Source organism: Propylenella binzhouense (genome assembly GCF_009866965.1).
Taxonomy (GTDB): Bacteria; Pseudomonadota; Alphaproteobacteria; order Rhizobiales; family Afifellaceae; genus Propylenella; species Propylenella binzhouense.
The window spans coordinates 1-16,926 of record NZ_SPKJ01000028.1; the positions used below are offsets into that span (position 1 = coordinate 1).

Below are 16,926 nucleotides of genomic sequence, written 5' to 3' on the forward strand. Positions count from 1 at the left end.
TGCGCCTTGGCGCCGCCGGCCGGCTCCTGCCGTGCCGGACGCGGCACGGGCTCGATCCGGGCAGGTCCCGCCGGCCGTGCCGGCTCCCCCGCGGCTTTCGCCGGCTGCGCCGTCGCGGCCGAAGCGCCGATGCCGGCCTCGATCACGATGTCGCTCGGACCGCCGATCATCAGGAGATGCTCGATCCTGTCGCGGCGCACGAGCACGAGGCGGCGGCGGTCGTCGACGGCGACGTGGTCCACCACCGCCAGGCGCGGACCCTGACCCGAGGCCCGCCGCGGCCGGCCGGCGAAGGTCTGCCGCAGGAACAGCAAGACGAGACCCAGCAGGACGATGACGGCGAGCGCGGCGGCGACGGTCGCCACCGGCGACTCGATGCCGAAGGTTGCAGACAGCAGCTCGCCCATTCCACTCTCCCTTTGCCCGCAAACGCGGCCGCGGCGGAAACGCTCCGGCAGGAATAGCCTTCGCGCCGGCCCGATTCAAATCGGCGAGCGGAAGCGCATGCGTTTCGGCGTCCTGACGTTGAAATGCGGAGCATCGCGGTACAAGGTCGCGCGCGGCCTTCGGGCGCCGAATCGGTCGCCTGTCTGGCGCGGGATCACGGGCGATGATGAAAGACGAAACGGACGCAGTGAGCACGATGCGAAGCGCCCGTCCGGGCAATCCGATCGTCCTGCTTCTGCTCGCGCTTGCGCTCGTCGTGGCGGCGGGTGCCTATGTCGTCCTGCCGCCGGCCGCGGCGAATCTCGTGGTGCTGGCGGCGCTCGGCCTGCTCGCCACGATGGGCGTCGTCGCCATCTTCGCCGCCGCGGCCGGCCTTCTTTCGTTCCGGAGCGGGGAGCCCGCCGCCGAGCGGCAGACCGCGAATGCGGAGGCCTTCCTCGACGCCCTCGGGGAGGGTGCCGTGATCACCGGCGCCGACGGCCGGCCGATGCAGGCGAACCCGGCCTATCTCAAGCTTGCGGGGACCGAGGCGGCCGACGACCTCCCCACCGTCGAGCGGCTCTTTTCCGGCAATCCGGACGCTGCCGAGGCGATCTACCGCCTCTCGGGCGCCATGGACCAGGGACGGCGCGCGAGCGAGGAGGTGCGGATGCCGGGCGGCATCGGCGGGCGCTCGGCCACCGTGCGGTGGTACCGGATCAGGGTCAATCCGCTTGAGACCGGCAGCGCGCGTGCGGCCTGGCTCGTCGCCGACATCACCCGCGAGCGGGAGCACCAGGAGAACATCTTCCGGGAGCTCCAGAACGCGATCGACTATCTGGACCATGCGCCGGCCGGGTTCTTCTCGCTCGAGCCGGACGGCCGCATCCGCTACATCAATGCGACGCTCGCCGAATGGCTCGGGATCGACCTCGCCGAGTTCGAGCCCGGGGCCCACCACATACGCAGCTTTCTGACCGTGGAGAGCCTGTCGATCCTGCAGGCGACCCATCCGGCGCGCGGGGGCTCGGGCGCGGAGACGCTCGACGTGGATCTCGTCCGCGCGAACGGGACGCGGCTGCCGGTACGGCTCCTCCACCGGGTGCCGGTGGCGGCCGACGGAACCGTCGGCGCCTCGCGCACCCTCGTCCTCGACATGCGCCTGCGGGACGACGCGGAGGCCGGCCGGATCGCGGAGATGCGCTTCGCGCGCTTCTTCAACAACACGCCGATGGCGATCGCCTCGGTGGATCGCCAGGGCCGCCTCGGCCTGACCAATGCGCGCTTCGTGATGCTGTTCGGGCGGAACGGCACGGACGGCAAGCCGCGCCTGCCCGCCGACGTGGTCCAGCCCGGCGACCGCGCCTCGCTGACGGCGGCGATCGACGCCGCGATGGCCGGCCAGAACGAGATCCCGCCCGTCGATGCGGCCTTCGCCGATTCGCCCGAGCGCAGCGCCCGCTTCTTCGTCAGCCCGATCGTGGAAGGCAATGACGGCGAGGAGGCGGCCGTCATCTACGCGCTTGAGACCACGGAGCAGCGCGCGCTCGAGGCGCAGTTCGCCCAGAGCCAGAAGATGCAGGCCGTCGGCCAGCTCGCCGGCGGCATCGCGCACGACTTCAACAACGTGCTGACCGCGATCATCGGCTTCTCGGACCTGCTCCTGACGAGCCACCGGCCGACCGATCCGGCCTTCCAGGACATCATGAACATCAAGCAGAACGCGAACCGGGCCGCCGGCCTGGTGCGTCAGCTGCTTGCCTTCTCGCGCCGGCAGACGCTGCGGCCGCAGACGATCGAGCTCGCCGAGGTGCTGTCCGACATCTCCGTGCTTCTCGACCGGCTGCTCGGCGAGCGCATCGAGCTCAAGGTGGAGCACGGGCGCGACCTCTGGCCGATCCGGGCCGATCTCAACCAGCTCGAGCAGGTGATCGTGAACCTCGCCGTCAACGCCCGCGACGCGATGCCGGAAGGCGGGGCGCTGACGATCCGCACGCGGAACGTGCCGGAGGCCGAGACGGCCGGCTCCCGCGAGCAGGGCTTCCGGCCGGGCGACTACGTGATGATCGAGGTCGCGGATTCCGGCATCGGGATGAGCCCGGAGGTGATGGAGAAGATTTTCGAGCCCTTCTTCTCGACGAAGGAGGTCGGCAAGGGCACCGGTCTCGGCCTCTCCACCGTCTACGGCATCATCAAGCAGACGGGCGGCTACATCTATGTCGACAGCAAGCAGGGGGCGGGCACCACCTTCCGGATCCTGCTGCCGCGCTACCAGAAGCCGGCAGAGGCCGAGGAGAAGGCGAGCGGGCCCGCCGCGGCGGGGCCGGCGGACCTGACCGGCAATGCGCGCATCCTGCTCGTCGAGGACGAGGAGGCGGTGCGCGCCTTCGCCTCGCGGGCGCTCTCCGCGCGCGGCTACCAGATCTTCGAGGCCGCGTCCGGCAGCGAGGCGGTGGAAATCATGAGCGGCCTCGACCAGCCGGTCGATCTCGTCATCAGCGACGTGGTGATGCCGGGAATGGACGGGCCGACGCTCCTCAACGAGCTCCGGAGGCGGCAGCCGGACGTGAAGATGATCTTCGTGTCCGGCTATGCGGAGGAGGCGTTCGCGAAGCATCTGCCCGAAGGCGAGAGCTTCCAGTTCCTGCCGAAGCCGTTCTCGCTCAAGGAGCTCGCCACCGCGGTGAAGAAGAGCCTCACCGGCGGGTGAGGCCGGCGGGCGGACCTTTACGGATGGGAACAAACAGTGTACATATTCTGCAGCGCAAGGTTTCCGGCAATCGGAAATGCCCTTGAACGGGAGTGGTCGGGATGGTGAATTCACTGAAGGTTGTCGACGGAAACAAGGGCAGCATGGACAAGAACAGGGCGCTCGACGCGGCGCTGAGCCAGATCGAGCGGGCATTCGGCAAGGGCTCGATCATGCGGCTCGGCCGCGAGGGCAAGGTGGTCGAGATCGCGACCATCCCGACGGGGTCTCTCGGCCTCGACATCGCGCTCGGCGTCGGCGGTCTCCCGCGCGGGCGCATCGTCGAGATCTACGGGCCGGAATCCTCGGGCAAGACCACGCTCGCGCTCCATACCGTGGCCGAGGCGCAGAAGCGCGGCGGCGTCTGCGCCTTCATCGACGCGGAGCATGCGCTCGATCCGGTCTATGCGCGCAAGCTCGGCGTCGATCTCGACGAACTGCTGATCTCGCAGCCCGATGCGGGCGAGCAGGCGCTCGAGATCGCCGACACGCTGGTGCGCTCGGGCGCCATCGACGTGCTCGTGATCGATTCGGTCGCCGCGCTCACGCCGCGCGCCGAGCTCGAGGGCGAGATGGGCGATTCGCTGCCCGGCATCCAGGCGCGGCTGATGAGCCAGGCCCTGCGGAAGCTCACGGCGTCGATCTCGCGCTCGAACTGCATGGTGATCTTCATCAACCAGATCCGCATGAAGATCGGCGTGATGTTCGGGAGCCCGGAGACGACGACGGGCGGCAACGCGCTGAAGTTCTACGCCTCCGTCCGGCTCGACATCAGGCGGGTGGGTAGCATCAAGGATCGCGACGAGGTGGTCGGCAACCAGACCACGGTGAAGGTGGTCAAGAACAAGCTGGCGCCGCCGTTCAAGCAGGTCGAGTTCGACATCATGTACGGCGAGGGCATCTCCAAGCGCGGCGAGCTCGTGGATCTCGGCGTGAAGGCGGGTATCGTGGAGAAGTCCGGCGCCTGGTACTCCTACGACAGCCAGCGGCTGGGGCAGGGGCGGGAGAACGCCAAGCAGTTCCTGAAGGACAATCCCCACATCGCCGACGAGATCGAGCAGGCGATCCGGCGGCATTCGGGCCTGATCGCGAGCCAGCTCCTCGACGCGGAGCCGGGAGACCTCGCCGAGGAGGCGTGACCGGGCCGCACGGCCGCACGGTTTCCATTGGGCGCGCGCTCCGGATCCGGCCGGGGCGCCGCGGCAGACCTGTGGCGGCCATGCGGCGGCTCAGGGGCGGTTTGCTGGACAGGCCAGACGCCTGCGCTTAAATGCGCAGCGCGGCCGGACGTCGCCGCAGTCAAGAGTGCTCAATGGCCACCGTCAACGACATCCGCACCGCGTTTCTGGACTTTTTCGCGCGCGAGGGGCACGAGCCCGTGGCCTCGAGCCCGCTCGTTCCGCGCAACGATCCGACCCTGATGTTCACCAATGCCGGGATGGTCCAGTTCAAGGACTATTTCACCGGCAAGTCGGCGGCCCCCTGGCCACGGGCCGTCACGGCGCAGAAATGCGTGCGCGCCGGCGGCAAGCACAACGACCTCGACAATGTGGGCTATACAGCCCGGCATCACACCTTCTTCGAGATGCTCGGCAACTTCTCGTTCGGCGACTATTTCAAGGCGCGCGCGATCGAGCTTGCCTGGACCCTCGTGACGAAGGAGTTCGGCCTCGCCGCGGACCGTCTCCTCGTCACGGTGTTCGCGAGCGACGACGATGCCTTCGAGCTCTGGCGCCGGATCGCGGGCCTGCCGGAATCCCGGATCGTGCGGATCGCGAGCAGCGATAATTTCTGGGCGATGGGCGAGACCGGCCCGTGCGGGCCGTGCTCGGAGATCTTCTACGACCACGGCGAAGGCATTCCCGGCGGCCCGCCCGGTTCGCCCGACGAGAACGGGGACCGCTTCATCGAGATCTGGAACCTCGTCTTCATGCAGTACGAGCAGGTGACGCCGGAGGAGCGCATCGAGCTGCCGCGCCCCTCGATCGACACCGGCATGGGCCTGGAGCGGATCGCCGCCGTGCTGCAGGGCGTCCACGACAATTACGACATCGATCTCTTCCGGACGCTGATCGCCGCGGTCCACGAGCAGACCGGACGGCCGACCAACGCCATCAACCGGGCGAGCCCGCGCGTCATCGCGGACCATCTGCGCGCCGCGAGCTTCCTGATCGCCGACGGCGTGCTGCCGTCGAACGAGGGGCGCGGCTACGTGCTGCGCCGGATCATGCGGCGGGCGATGCGGCACGCCCATCTCCTCGGCGCCGAGGAGCCTTCGATCTATCGCCTCGTCCCGACGCTGGTGCACGAGATGGGCGACGCCTATCCGGAGCTCAGGCGGGCGCAGGCGCTCGTCGGCGAGACGCTGAAGCTCGAGGAGAGCCGGTTCCAGCGCACGCTCGCGCGCGGCCTGTCGCTGCTCGATGCCGCGACGACCTCGCTCGGGCGCGGCGACACGCTCGACGGCGAGACCGCCTTCCGCCTCTACGACACTTACGGCTTTCCGCTCGATCTCACGCAGGATGCGCTGAAGAACCGCGGCATCGGCGTGGACCTGATGGGCTTCAACGATGCCATGGAGCGGCAGCGCGCGGAGGCCCGAGCGAGCTGGATCGGTTCCGGCGACACGGCGACCGAGACCGTCTGGTTCCGGCTGCGCGAGCGGATCGGCGCCACCGAATTCCTGGGCTACGAGACGGAGAGTGCGGAGGGCGTCGTGCTCGGGCTCGTCGCGGGCGGTGTTGAGACGGACCGTCTCTCCGTCGGCGAGGAGGGTGCCGTGGTGGTGAACCAGACGCCGTTCTACGCGGAATCCGGTGGTCAGGTTGGCGATACCGGCACGATTCTCTCCACGCTCGGCGCGCGCTTCCGCGTGACGGACACCCAGAAGAAGGCCGACGGGCTCTGGGTGCATTACGGCCGGCTCGAGGCGGGCGTCCTGAAGACGGGCGATGCCGTCCACCTGGCGGTCGACGGCGCGCGCCGGGCCGCCATCCGGAGCAACCATTCGGCCACCCACCTGCTCCATGCGGCGCTGCGCGCCGTTCTCGGGACGCATGTCACGCAGAAGGGCTCGCTCGTCGCGCCCGAGCGGATGCGGTTCGATTTCGCCCATCCGAAGCCTCTGACCGAGGAGGAGCTGCTGGCGGTGGAGGACATGGCGAACGCCGTCGTGCTGCAGGATTCCTCCGTGGAGACGCGGCTGATGGATCGCGACGGGGCGATCGCGTCGGGCGCGATGGCGCTCTTCGGCGAGAAATACGGCGACGAGGTCCGGGTGGTCTCGATGGGACGGACGCCCGGCGACGCGGGGAAGACCTATTCGGTCGAGCTCTGCGGCGGCACGCATGTCCAGAGGACGGGCGAGATCGGCCTGATCGCGGTCATCGGCGAGAGCGCGGTGGCGGCCGGCGTGCGGCGCATCGAGGTGCTCACCGGCCAGGCGGCGCGCCGCTATTTCGTCGAGCAGGACCGCAGGGTCCGGGACATAGCGGCGCGGCTCAAGGTCAGGCCCGACGAGGCGGTCGAGCGCGTCGGAACGCTGATCGAGGAGCGCCGGCGGCTCGAACGCGAGCTCGCCGAGACGAGGAAGCGCATGGCGCTCGGCGGCTCCGGCGGCGAGCCTGCCGTCCGCCAGGTCGGGTCCGTGAACCTGATGGCGCGCTCGGTGGAAGGCGTGGCGCCCAAGGATCTCCGCGGGCTGGTCGACCAGGGCAAGCGCCAGGTCGGCTCGGGCGTGGTCGCGATCGTCGCGATCAACGAGGGCAAGGCCGGGCTCGTCGTCGGCGTCACCGACGACCTGACCGACCGGATCAGCGCGGTCGATCTCGTCCGCGTCGGCGCCGAGGCGCTCGGCGGCAAGGGCGGCGGCGGCAGGCCCGATCTCGCGCAGGCGGGCGGGCCGGATGCGAGCCGGGCAGCCGCCTCGCTCGACGCCATCACGGCGGCGCTCTCGGAGCGGGCCGGCGCCGCCTAGCGGGCCGCGCCGGGACCTCCGGTGGAAGCCGCCGTCGCAAACTCGGCCTGGATCGAGGACGGGCTCGCCTTCCTCTTCGCGGCCGGTATCATCGTCCCGTTCTTCCGGCGGTTCCGGGTCAGCGAGACGCTCGCCTTCCTGGTCGCGGGCATGGCCTTTGGCCCGCACGCGCTCGGCGGCCTCACCGGCGATCTACCGATCCTCTCCGTCCTGGTGATCCGGGATCCGGAGCGGATCAAGCCGTTCGCCGAGTTCGGCGTCGTGTTCCTCCTGTTCGTGCTCGGGCTCGAGCTCTCGCCGCGCCGGCTTTGGGAGCTCCGCCGCTACGTCTTCGGCCTCGGCTCGGCGCAGGTGCTCGGCGCCGCGGCGGCGACCGGCCTTACGGCCTTTCTGCTCGGCCTGCCCGCGGTCGCCGCGCTCGTCGTGGCGCTCGCGCTGTCGCTCTCCTCGACGGCGATCGTGATGCAGGTGCTCGTGGAAGAGCGCCGGCTCGCCACGGGCACCGGGCGCATCAGCCTCTCCGTCCTCCTGATGCAGGACCTCGCGGTCGTGCCGATTCTGGTGATCGTCGGCCTGCTCGGCTTCGGCGCGTCGGAGACGGCGGGCGGCGCGGCGGCGGCGCTCGCCTGGGCGGGCGCCAAGGCCGTGCTCGCGATCGGGATCATCGTCCTCGTCGGCCGGTTCGTGCTGCGGCCTCTCGTCGCCCAGGCGGCACGTTCTGGCAGCCGCGAGCTCATCATGGCGATGACGATGCTCGCCGTGGTGGGCTTCGCGGTCGGAACGGAGGCGGCGGGCCTGTCGCTCGCGCTCGGCGCGTTCCTTGCCGGCGCGCTCCTCGCGGAGACCGAATTCCAGCACCAGATCGAGGTCGACATCGATCCCTTCAAGGGCCTGCTGCTCGGCCTCTTCTTCATGAGCGTGGGGATGGGGGTCGATCTCCTCTATCTCTGGCAGCAGATCCACCTCCTTCTCCTCGCGCTCGCCGCGCTCCTCGCCATCAAGGCGCTGATCCTTTTCGCCGCCGCGCGGCTTTTCGGGATTGCGCCGGCGGTCGCGCTCGAGGTCGCGCTCCTCCTCGGCGGTGCCGGCGAGTTCGCCTTCGTGGTCGTGCGCGTGGCGCAGTCGAACGGCGCGGCCGGCGGCGAACTGGCCCAGTTTGTCACGATCCTCGTGTCGCTCTCGATGCTCGTCACGCCGCTTCTCGGCCGTCTCGGCCGGCTGCTCGCAACACGTCTCCAGCGGAGGCAGGACGAGGCCGCCGCGGCGGGTCCGGACCTGTCGGGCACCTTGGACCATGTCGTCGTCGGCGGTTTCGGCCGGGTCGGCCAGATGATCGCCCGCATCCTGGAGCGGGAGGGCGTGCCCGTCGTGGCCATCGACACGAATGCGGAGCTCTGCGGCGAACACATGCGCGCGGGGCGGGCCGTCTTTCTCGGAGACGCGGCGCGGCCGGAAATGCTCGAGCGCACCGGTGCCGACAGGGCGCGTGCCTTCATCGTCACGGTCGATGCGCCGGCCGCGGCCGAGCGGATGGTACGGTCGATCCGGCGCCGGCGTCCGGATGCGCCGGTCTTCGCCCGGGCGCGCGACCAAGAGCATGCGCGCGCGCTCGCCGATCTCGGCGCGATCGTGATCCCGGAGGCGCTGGAAGGAAGCCTGCAGCTCGCCGGCCGCGTGCTCGAGGGCCTGGGCGTTCCGGATGACGAGGTGCTGAGGCGGCTCGACGAGGAGCGCAGCCGGCAGGCCGCGCTCCTGGAGCCGGAAACCGTGTGATCGGAAGGTCCGGGACGCGGGCGGTCGGTCCGCGTCCCGGAATCGGTCAGGCCATCGCCTTCTGGAGGTTCTCGTCGATCCTGTCGAGGAAGCCGGTGGTGGAGAGCCATTGCTGGTCGGGGCCGACGAGGACGGCGAGGTCCTTCGTCATCGCGCCCGATTCGATCGTGTCCACCGTCACCTTCTCGAGCGTCTCGGCGAAGCGCTTCAGCTCGGCATTGTCGTCGAGCTTGGCGCGATGGGCGAGCCCGCGGGTCCAGGCGAAGATCGAGGCGGTCGAGTTCGTCGACGTCTCCTTGCCCTGCTGGTGCAGGCGGTAATGGCGGGTGACCGTGCCGTGCGCGGCCTCGGCCTCGACGGTCTTGCCGTCCGGCGTCATCAGGACCGAGGTCATCAAGCCGAGCGAGCCGAAGCCCTGGGCGACCGTGTCGGACTGGACGTCGCCGTCATAGTTCTTGCACGCCCAGACATAGCCGCCCGACCATTTCAGCGCCGCCGCCACCATGTCGTCGATGAGCCGGTGCTCGTAGGTGAGGCCGGCCTTCTCGAACTCCGACTTGAACTCGCTGTCGTAGACCTCCTGGAAGATGTCCTTGAAGCGGCCGTCATAGACCTTGAGGATCGTGTTCTTCGTGGAGAGGTAGACCGGATAGCCGCGCATCAGGCCGTAATTCATCGAGGCGCGGGCGAAGTCGCGGATCGAATCCTCGAGGTTGTACATCGAAAGCGCGACGCCCGGTCCGGGGAACTTGAACACCTCGTGCTCGATCACCTTGCCGTCCTCGCCCTCGAACCGGACCGTCAGGCGGCCCTTGCCGGGAATGAGCATGTCGGTGGCGCGGTACTGGTCGCCATAGGCGTGGCGGCCGATGATGATCGGCTTCGTCCAGCCCGGCACGAGGCGCGGCACGTTCCGGCAGATGATCGGCTCGCGGAAGATGACGCCGCCCAGGATGTTGCGGATGGTGCCGTTCGGCGAACGGTACATCTTCTTGAGGCCGAATTCCTTCACCCGGCCCTCGTCGGGCGTGATCGTGGCGCACTTCACGCCGACGCCGTGCTTGCGGATCGCCTCGGCGGCGTCGATCGTGATCTGGTCGTCGGTCTCGTCCCGCTTCTCGATGCTGAGATCGTAGTAGAGGAGATCGATGTCGAGATAAGGGTGGATCAGCTTGTCCTTGATCGCCTGCCAGATGATCCGGGTCATCTCGTCGCCGTCGAGCTCGACCACCGGGTTCGCGACTTTGATCTTCGCCATCAATCAGCCTTTCACGAAAGCGGGTGCCGGCACCGCGCGCGGGAGGGGAAGGGAACGTCGCGCCCCTATAGCAAAGCGCCCCGATGCCGCCAACCGCTGTATACAGCGTCCGCATGCCGGCTGGACAGAAGCGGGCGATCGGGGGAAGAGAGCGGCCGCGCGGCCGGTTCATGCTCGAAGGGCCGCGGGTGAGGAGCGGCCGGTCGACGTGCAGCAGAAGCCTTCGAACGAGGCCGGGCCGGGCCCGGCGATCATCCTGGTCGAGGCCCAGCTCGGCGAGAATATCGGGGCGGCGGCGCGCGCCATGGCCAATTTCGGCCTTGCCGATCTCCGTCTCGTCGCGCCCCGGGACGGCTGGCCGAACGAGAAGGCGCGCGCGGCGGCGAGCCGGGCCGATCACGTCATCGACGCGGCGAAGCTGTTCGCCACGACCGAGGAGGCGGTCGCGGATCTCGCTTACGTCTACGCGACGACGGCCCGCAACCGCGGCCTGCCCAAGCCGGTGGTCGGTCCCCGTGCGGCGGCTGCGGCGCTGCGCGGCCGGTCGTCGGCAGGGCAGGCGACGGGCATCCTGTTCGGGCGCGAGCGCTGGGGCCTCACCAACGAGGAGATCGCGCTCGCGGATGCGATCGTGACCTTCCCGGTCGACCCGGCCTTCGCCTCCCTCAACATCGCCCAGGCGGTGCTGCTGATGAGCTACGAATGGATGAGCGCCGGCCTCGACGGACGGATCACCGCCCGCGCGCCGGTCGCGGCGTTCGATGCCACGCCCGCGCCCAAGGCGCAGCTCATCGGGCTGATGGAGCATCTCGAGGCGGCGCTCGACGAGGCCGGCTATTTCCGGACCGCGGACAAGCGGCCGACCATGGTTGCGAACCTCCGCGCGATCCTGCAGCGGGCAGGCTTCACGGAACCGGAGATCAAGGTGCTGAGGGGCGTCGTCGCGGCCCTCGAACGCCGGCACGAGAAGCGACGGCGCGCGGACGAGAATGACTGAGGCGAAGCCGGTCATCGTCTTCGATTCCGGGGTCGGCGGGCTTTCCGTCCACCGCGCGATCCGCGAGCGGCTGCCGGACCTCCCGGTGCTCTACGTGGCCGACGACGCCGCCTTTCCCTATGGCGACTGGGAGGAGGGCGCCCTGGTCGACCATGTGGTCGCGCTCATGGCGGATCTCGTCGCGGCCCACGATCCGGCGGCCGTGGTGATCGCCTGCAACACGGCGTCGACCCTCGTGCTGCCGCCGCTGCGCGCACGCTTCGATATCCCCTTCGTCGGCACGGTGCCGGCGGTGAAGCCCGCCGCCGAACGCACCCGGACCGGGGTGATCGCGGTGCTCGCGACGCCCGGGACGATGCGGCGCGACTATACGCGCGAGCTCATCAGGACCTATGCCAAGGACTGCCACGTGCGCCTCGTCGGCGCCCCCGATCTCGCCGCGATCGCGGAAGCGCACATGCGCGGCGAGCCGGTCGACGAAGCGGCCGTGCGGGCCCAGATCGAGCCCTGCTTCATCGAGGTCGACGGCGCCCGGACCGACATCGTGGTGCTCGGATGCACGCACTACCCGTTCCTGCGGACGATCTTCGAGCGCGTGGCGCCGTGGCCGGTCACCTGGATCGATCCGGCCGCGGCCATCGCGCGCCGGCTGGAGGCCGTCCTCGGTGCCGGCCGCGAGGGCGGGACCGCGCCTTCCTTCGCCGTCTTCACCAGCGGGCGCCGGCCGCCGCCGCGCCTGGAGCGCGTCCTCGCGAGGCTCGGGCTCCCGGTGGGGAATTTGACAGGGGCGGCGAGAACCCCTAAGTGAGCCCGGTCGCGCCTTGAGCGCAGACGCACCCGTGGGATTTTTGCCTGTTTGCGGGCACCGCCTTCCGAGGCGGCGGCGAGCTCTCGCCGGTTCCCTGTCGGCCGCAGCCGCGGCAGAGGATGGGCGCGTTTCGACACGCACGAAACGGTAAGGAAGAGAATGAGCAAGCGCAGTTCGGCGAAGTACAAGCTCGATCGCCGCATGGGCCAGAATGTCTGGGGCCGCCCGAAGAGCCCCGTCAACAAGCGCGAATACGGTCCCGGCCAGCATGGCCAGCGCCGCAAGCAGAAGCTCTCCGACTTCGGCACGCAGCTGCGCGCCAAGCAGAAGCTGAAGGGCTATTACGCGAACATCTCCGAGAAGCAGTTCCGCAAGGTCTACGACGAGGCGTCGCGGATGAAGGGCGACACGTCGGAGAACCTGATCGGCCTGCTCGAATCGCGCCTCGACGCGATCGTCTACCGCGCGAAGTTCGTGCCGACGCCGTTTGCCGCGCGCCAGTTCGTCAATCACGGCCATGTCCGCGTCAACGGCCGCAAGGTCAACATTCCGAGCTATCGCTGCAAGGTCGGCGACGTGGTCGAGGTGCGCCAGCGCTCGAAGCAGCTCACCATGGTGCTCGAGGCGGTCGACCTCGCGGAGCGCGACGTTCCGGACTATATCGAGACGGATCATTCCAAGATGACCGCCCGCTATGCCCGCGTGCCGGCGTTCAGCGACGTCCCCTATCCCGTCCTGATGGAGCCGAACCTGGTCGTCGAGTTCTACTCGCGCTGATCGGGCCTCCGGCCAATCGATCGAGGCCGCCCCCGGGCGGCCTTTTTCGTTGGCCTTGGCGCGGTCGGACGGTTCTGTCATAGCGGTCCGATGTCGACCGGAGCGAGCCTCGAAGCGGAAGATCGCGATCCCGGCGGGGAGGGCGCGCCGCCGCTCTTCCGCCATGCGCCGGAGGGCGTCGAGTTCGGCAAGCTGCGCAAGCGGCTGATGCGCGAGATGCGCGAGACGCTGGCACGCTACGCGATGGTCGAGCCCGGCGCGCGCTGGCTCGTCTGCCTGTCGGGCGGCAAGGATTCCTGGTCGCTGCTCGCGCTCCTCCTCGATCTCGAATGGCGGGGGCTGCTGCCGGTCGATCTCCTCGCCTGCAATCTCGACCAGGCGCAGCCCGGCTTCCCGGCCCGCGTCCTGCCGGACTTTCTATCGGCGCACGGCATTCCGCATCGGATCGAGCGGCGCGACACCTATTCGGTCGTGACCCGAACCGTCCCCGAGGGCCGCACCTATTGCTCGCTCTGCTCGCGGCTGCGGCGCGGGCATCTCTATCGGATTGCGCGGGAGGAAGGCTGCAGCGCGATCGTGCTCGGCCATCACCGCGAGGATGTGCTCGAGACGTTCCTGATGAACCTGCTGCACGGAGCGCGGCTCGCAGCGATGCCGCCGAAGCTCCGGAACGACGAGGGCGATCTCCTTGTGCTGCGGCCGCTCGCGCTCTCCGCCGAGGCCGATCTCGCGCGCTTCGCCGAGGCGCTCCGGTTCCCGATCATCCCGTGCGACCTCTGCGGCTCGCAGGAGGGGATGGAGCGCGCCCGCGTGAAGGCGATGCTCGAGGACTGGGAGCGCGCCAGGCCGGGCACCAAGCGCAACATGGTCCGGGCGCTCGCCAATGCGCGCCCGTCCCACCTCCTCGATCCGTCGCTGTTCGATTTTGCCGGCCTCGCAGCCGAGGCGCGTGCACCGGAGGCGGCCGAATAGGCGGCGCAGGGGGAGGATCGAGAGGACGCCGACGGCGTCCAGGGCGCCCAGCGCGAGCGTGGAGCGGCGGAACCGTAGGCCCTGCCGCGCGCGGCGTCAGGCGGCGTTCTGGACGCCCTTCTCCTCGAACAGGCCCTGCAGTTCGCCGGCCTGGAACATCTCGCGGATGATGTCGGCCCCGCCAACGAATTCGCCCTTCACGTAGAGCTGCGGGATGGTCGGCCAGTTGCTGTATTCCTTGATGCCCTGGCGCAGATCGTCCGATTCCAGCACGTTCACGCCCGCATAGGGCACGCCGAGATAATCGAGGATCTGGACCACCTGTCCGGAGAAGCCGCACTGCGGAAAGGAGGGCGTGCCCTTCATGAAGAGCACGATGTCGTTCGCCTTCACCTGGGCGTCGATCCAGTCGTGGATGGGGGTGCTCAATCTCTGCTCCTGATCACGCGGGCGGGGGCGGCCGCCTCAGTCCGGGGCGCTCGTCTGCAGCGCAAGCGCGTGCAGGACTCCGCCCATATTTCCCTTCAAGGCCTCATACACCATCTGGTGCTGCTGGACACGGCTCTTGCCGCGGAACTGCTCGGAGACGACCTCGGCGGCATAATGGTCGCCGTCCGCAGCGAGCTCCCGGATCCGCACGTGCGCATCCGGCAGCGCTTCCCGGATCAGACGCTCGATGTCCCTGGCGCTCATCGGCATGAGAGGTTCCTCGCAGACGCTCCGGCGTCGGACTCGCGAACGCCGGCGCACTCCAATGTGGGCGCCTCGCTGCGCCGCGTCAATTGCATGCGCGCGCGGAGCGCGTGCAGGCGCGGGCTCTGCACGCGGCCGCGCGGCTGCGGCACGGCGGCGCCCCGGAGCGCGGGCGCCTAGTCGGTAAGCGCGTCGGGCGCATCCATGAAGGCGGGAAACCAGCCCTCGTGCGCGGCGCGGAGATCCGAGAGAGACACCGCCTCGCCGCCGACCCGGAGTTCGGCGCGGCCGCTCACGCGCCCGATGCGGCAGGCCGCCACCCCTGCGGCCGCGGCCGCCTCGAGCACCGGCGCCGCCTCGTCGGTGCGGAGGGTTACCAGATACCGCCCCTGATCCTCGCCGAACAGGGCGGCCGCCGCCGGTCCGCGCGGCTCGGCGAGTTCGGCGCCGAGGCCGGCGGCGAGCGCCATCTCCGCGACGGCGACGAGGAGGCCGCCGTCGGAAAGGTCGTGCGCGGCGGTCGCGCGCCGGGTGCGGATCAGGTCGCGGACGAAGTCGCCGTTCCGCTTCTCCGCGTCGAGGTCGACGGGCGGCGGCGGACCCTCCTCGCGGCCGGCGATCTCCCGGAGCCAGACGGACTGGCCGAGATGGGTTCCCCACGCCCCGGCCGGCGCGCCGATCAGCAGGATCTCGTCGCCCGCCTGCGCGAAGGTGAGGGCGGCGGCGAGGCGCCAGTCCGGCAGAAGCCCGACGCCCGCAATCGCCGGCGTCGGCAGGATCGCCTCGCCCTGCGTCTCGTTGTAGAGCGACACGTTGCCGGAGACGATCGGAAAGGCGAGGCGGCGGCAGGCCTCGCCGATGCCCTCCACCGCCCGGACGAACTGGCCCATGATCTCGGGCTTCTCGGGATTGCCGAAATTCAAATTGTCGGTCACCGCGAGCGGGTCGGCGCCGGCGGCGGTGAGATTGCGCCAGCATTCGGCCACCGCCTGCATGCCGCCCTGATAGGGATCCGCCTCGACATAGCGCGGCGTGACGTCGACGGAGAGCGCGAGCGCCTTCTCCGTTCCCTCGACGCGGACCACCGCCGCGTCGCCGCCGGGCTTGCGCACGGTGTTGCCCTGGACGAGGTGGTCGTACTGCTCCCAGACCCAGCGGCGGGAGGAGAGGTCCGGCGAGCCGAGAAGCCTCGGCAGCGCCTCCGTCCAGGACGTGCCGGGAAGGCCGGCGGGGCCGAGCGGCGGCAGCGGAGCCGGCGCGCGCCAGGGCCGGTCGTATTGCGGCGCCTCGTTGCCGAGCTCCTTGATCGGCAGGTCCGCCATCACCGCGCCGTGGCGAAGCACGCGGAAGCGCAGGTCGTCGGTGGTGCGGCCGACCTCCGCGAAATCGAGGCCCCACTTCCTGAAGATCGCCTCGGCCTCGGCGCGCTTCTCCGGCCTCAGCACCATGAGCATGCGCTCCTGGCTTTCCGAGAGCATCATCTCGTAGGCCGTCATGCCCTCCTCCCGCGTCGGCACGCGGTCGAGGTCGAGCTCGATGCCGAGATCGCCCTTGGCGCCCATCTCGACGGCGGAGGAGGTGAGCCCGGCGGCGCCCATGTCCTGAATCGCGACCACCGCGCCGGAGGCCATCAGCTCGAGGCAGGCCTCGAGCAGCCGCTTCTCGGTGAAGGGATCGCCGACCTGCACGGTCGGGCGCTTCTCCTCGATCCGTTCGTCGAACTCGGCGGAGGCCATCGTCGCGCCGCCGACGCCGTCGCGGCCGGTCTTCGCCCCGAGATAAACGACGGGGAGCCCGACGCCCTTCGCCTTCGAGTAGAAGATGCCGTCGCTCCTGGCGATGCCGAGGGCGAAGGCATTGACGAGACAGTTGCCGTTGAAGCGGCGGTGGAAGTTCACCTCGCCGCCCACGGTCGGGACCCCGAAGGAATTGCCGTAGCCGCCTATGCCGGCGACCACGCCCGCGACGAGGTGGCGGGTGCGGGGATGCGACGGCTCGCCGAAGCGCAGCGCGTTGAGCGCGGCGACCGGCCGCGCGCCCATGGTGAAGACGTCGCGCAGGATGCCGCCCACGCCGGTCGCCGCGCCCTGGTACGGCTCGATGTAGGAGGGATGATTGTGGCTCTCCATCTTGAAGACGGCGACGAGCCCGTCCCCGATGTCGACCACGCCGGCATTCTCGCCGGGACCCTGGACGACGACCGCGCCCGTGGTCGGCAGCGTCCGCAGCCATCGCTTGGAGGACTTGTAGGAGCAGTGCTCGTTCCACATGGCCGAGAAGATGCCGAGCTCGGTGAGGCTCGGTTCGCGCCCGATCAGGCCGAGAATCCGCTCGTATTCGTCGGGCTTGAGCCCGTGCTCGGCGACGAGCGCGGGGGTGATGGCAATGTCGTCGGTCATGTGAGGCGGGACGTCCTTGGTTCCCCCGTTCCATAAGGGCGGAACAGCCGGCTGCAAAGCCTCGCCCGGCCATCGGCGGCAGCCTTGATGTTCCCGCA

The 16,926-nt window shown here is 69.8% G+C and carries 13 protein-coding genes; 8 read left to right on the plus strand and 5 right to left on the minus strand.

Features of this window, described 5'->3' with window-relative positions:
• On the minus strand, positions 1-407 hold a 407-nt coding region (locus E4O86_RS10065), incomplete at its 3' end, for a flagellar biosynthetic protein FliO (protein WP_205520819.1).
• Between the two features lie 206 nt (positions 408-613).
• Here E4O86_RS10065 and cckA point away from each other — a divergent pair.
• The 4 genes from cckA to E4O86_RS23935 all read left to right on the plus strand — a co-directional run bounded on the left by cckA (position 614) and on the right by E4O86_RS23935 (position 8,924).
• Positions 614-3,136, plus strand: coding sequence for a cell cycle histidine kinase CckA (gene cckA, locus E4O86_RS10070; protein WP_161140450.1), 2,523 nt, complete (start codon positions 614-616; stop codon positions 3,134-3,136).
• A 101-nt stretch (positions 3,137-3,237) separates the two neighbouring features.
• Complete coding sequence (gene recA / locus E4O86_RS10075) at positions 3,238-4,314, plus strand: recombinase RecA (protein ID WP_161140409.1); 1,077 nt, start codon at positions 3,238-3,240, stop codon at positions 4,312-4,314.
• Between the two features lie 173 nt (positions 4,315-4,487).
• Complete coding sequence (gene alaS / locus E4O86_RS10080; RefSeq protein ID WP_161140410.1) at positions 4,488-7,151, plus strand: alanine--tRNA ligase; 2,664 nt, start codon at positions 4,488-4,490, stop codon at positions 7,149-7,151.
• Positions 7,152-7,172: 21 nt separating this feature from the next.
• Positions 7,173-8,924: a cation:proton antiporter domain-containing protein gene (locus E4O86_RS23935; RefSeq protein ID WP_161140411.1), complete on the plus strand. Its 1,752-nt coding sequence runs from the start codon at positions 7,173-7,175 to the stop codon at positions 8,922-8,924.
• Between the two features lie 46 nt (positions 8,925-8,970).
• Here the strand turns inward: E4O86_RS23935 and E4O86_RS10090 are convergent, their stop codons facing one another.
• The gene (locus E4O86_RS10090; protein ID WP_161140412.1) at positions 8,971-10,182 is read right to left on the minus strand and encodes an NADP-dependent isocitrate dehydrogenase; all 1,212 of its coding nucleotides are present in this window, start codon (positions 10,180-10,182) and stop codon (positions 8,971-8,973) included.
• Between the two features lie 208 nt (positions 10,183-10,390).
• Between E4O86_RS10090 and E4O86_RS10095 the strand changes: the two genes are divergently transcribed.
• From E4O86_RS10095 to ttcA, 4 genes are all read left to right on the plus strand, one after another.
• Positions 10,391-11,179, plus strand: a complete 789-nt coding sequence (locus E4O86_RS10095; protein WP_343039139.1) for an RNA methyltransferase — start codon at positions 10,391-10,393, stop codon at positions 11,177-11,179.
• Positions 11,172-11,987 (plus strand): glutamate racemase, encoded by an 816-nt coding sequence (gene murI / locus E4O86_RS10100; RefSeq protein ID WP_161140414.1) that lies wholly within the window; start codon positions 11,172-11,174, stop codon positions 11,985-11,987. The genes E4O86_RS10095 and murI overlap by 8 nt, the downstream gene beginning before the upstream one ends.
• A 159-nt stretch (positions 11,988-12,146) precedes the next feature.
• A complete protein-coding gene (gene rpsD, locus E4O86_RS10105; RefSeq protein WP_161140415.1) occupies positions 12,147-12,764 on the plus strand; it encodes a 30S ribosomal protein S4 in 618 nt (205 codons plus the stop codon).
• A 90-nt stretch (positions 12,765-12,854) separates the two neighbouring features.
• Entirely contained in the window at positions 12,855-13,736 is an 882-nt protein-coding gene (gene ttcA / locus E4O86_RS10110) for a tRNA 2-thiocytidine(32) synthetase TtcA (RefSeq protein ID WP_161140416.1), read from the plus strand.
• 96 nt (positions 13,737-13,832) lie between these two features.
• Here ttcA and grxD read toward each other — a convergent pair whose 3' ends face one another.
• The 3 genes from grxD to purL form a co-directional block, all read right to left on the minus strand.
• Positions 13,833-14,165, minus strand: coding sequence for a Grx4 family monothiol glutaredoxin (gene grxD, locus E4O86_RS10115; RefSeq protein ID WP_205520820.1), 333 nt, complete (start codon positions 14,163-14,165; stop codon positions 13,833-13,835).
• Positions 14,166-14,201: 36 nt separating this feature from the next.
• Positions 14,202-14,435, minus strand: coding sequence for a BolA/IbaG family iron-sulfur metabolism protein (locus tag E4O86_RS10120; RefSeq protein ID WP_161140417.1), 234 nt, complete (start codon positions 14,433-14,435; stop codon positions 14,202-14,204).
• Positions 14,436-14,605: 170 nt separating this feature from the next.
• Positions 14,606-16,828, minus strand: coding sequence for a phosphoribosylformylglycinamidine synthase subunit PurL (purL, locus tag E4O86_RS10125; protein WP_161140418.1), 2,223 nt, complete (start codon positions 16,826-16,828; stop codon positions 14,606-14,608).
• Positions 16,829-16,926: the final 98 nt, after the last annotated feature.

What these genes read in the sequence shown, in the direction of transcription:
- recA (WP_161140409.1), top strand. Translation starts at nt 3,238, where the DNA reads ATGGTGAATTCACTGAAGGTTGTCGACGGAAACAAGGGCAGCATGGAC.
- murI (WP_161140414.1), top strand. Translation starts at nt 11,172, where the DNA reads ATGACTGAGGCGAAGCCGGTCATCGTCTTCGATTCCGGGGTCGGCGGG.
- alaS (WP_161140410.1), top strand. Translation starts at nt 4,488, where the DNA reads ATGGCCACCGTCAACGACATCCGCACCGCGTTTCTGGACTTTTTCGCG.
- E4O86_RS10120 (WP_161140417.1), bottom strand. Translation starts at nt 14,435, where the DNA reads ATGCCGATGAGCGCCAGGGACATCGAGCGTCTGATCCGGGAAGCGCTG.
- ttcA (WP_161140416.1), top strand. Translation starts at nt 12,855, where the DNA reads ATGTCGACCGGAGCGAGCCTCGAAGCGGAAGATCGCGATCCCGGCGGG.
- purL (WP_161140418.1), bottom strand. Translation starts at nt 16,828, where the DNA reads ATGACCGACGACATTGCCATCACCCCCGCGCTCGTCGCCGAGCACGGG.
- cckA (WP_161140450.1), top strand. Translation starts at nt 614, where the DNA reads ATGAAAGACGAAACGGACGCAGTGAGCACGATGCGAAGCGCCCGTCCG.
- rpsD (WP_161140415.1), top strand. Translation starts at nt 12,147, where the DNA reads ATGAGCAAGCGCAGTTCGGCGAAGTACAAGCTCGATCGCCGCATGGGC.
- E4O86_RS10090 (WP_161140412.1), bottom strand. Translation starts at nt 10,182, where the DNA reads ATGGCGAAGATCAAAGTCGCGAACCCGGTGGTCGAGCTCGACGGCGAC.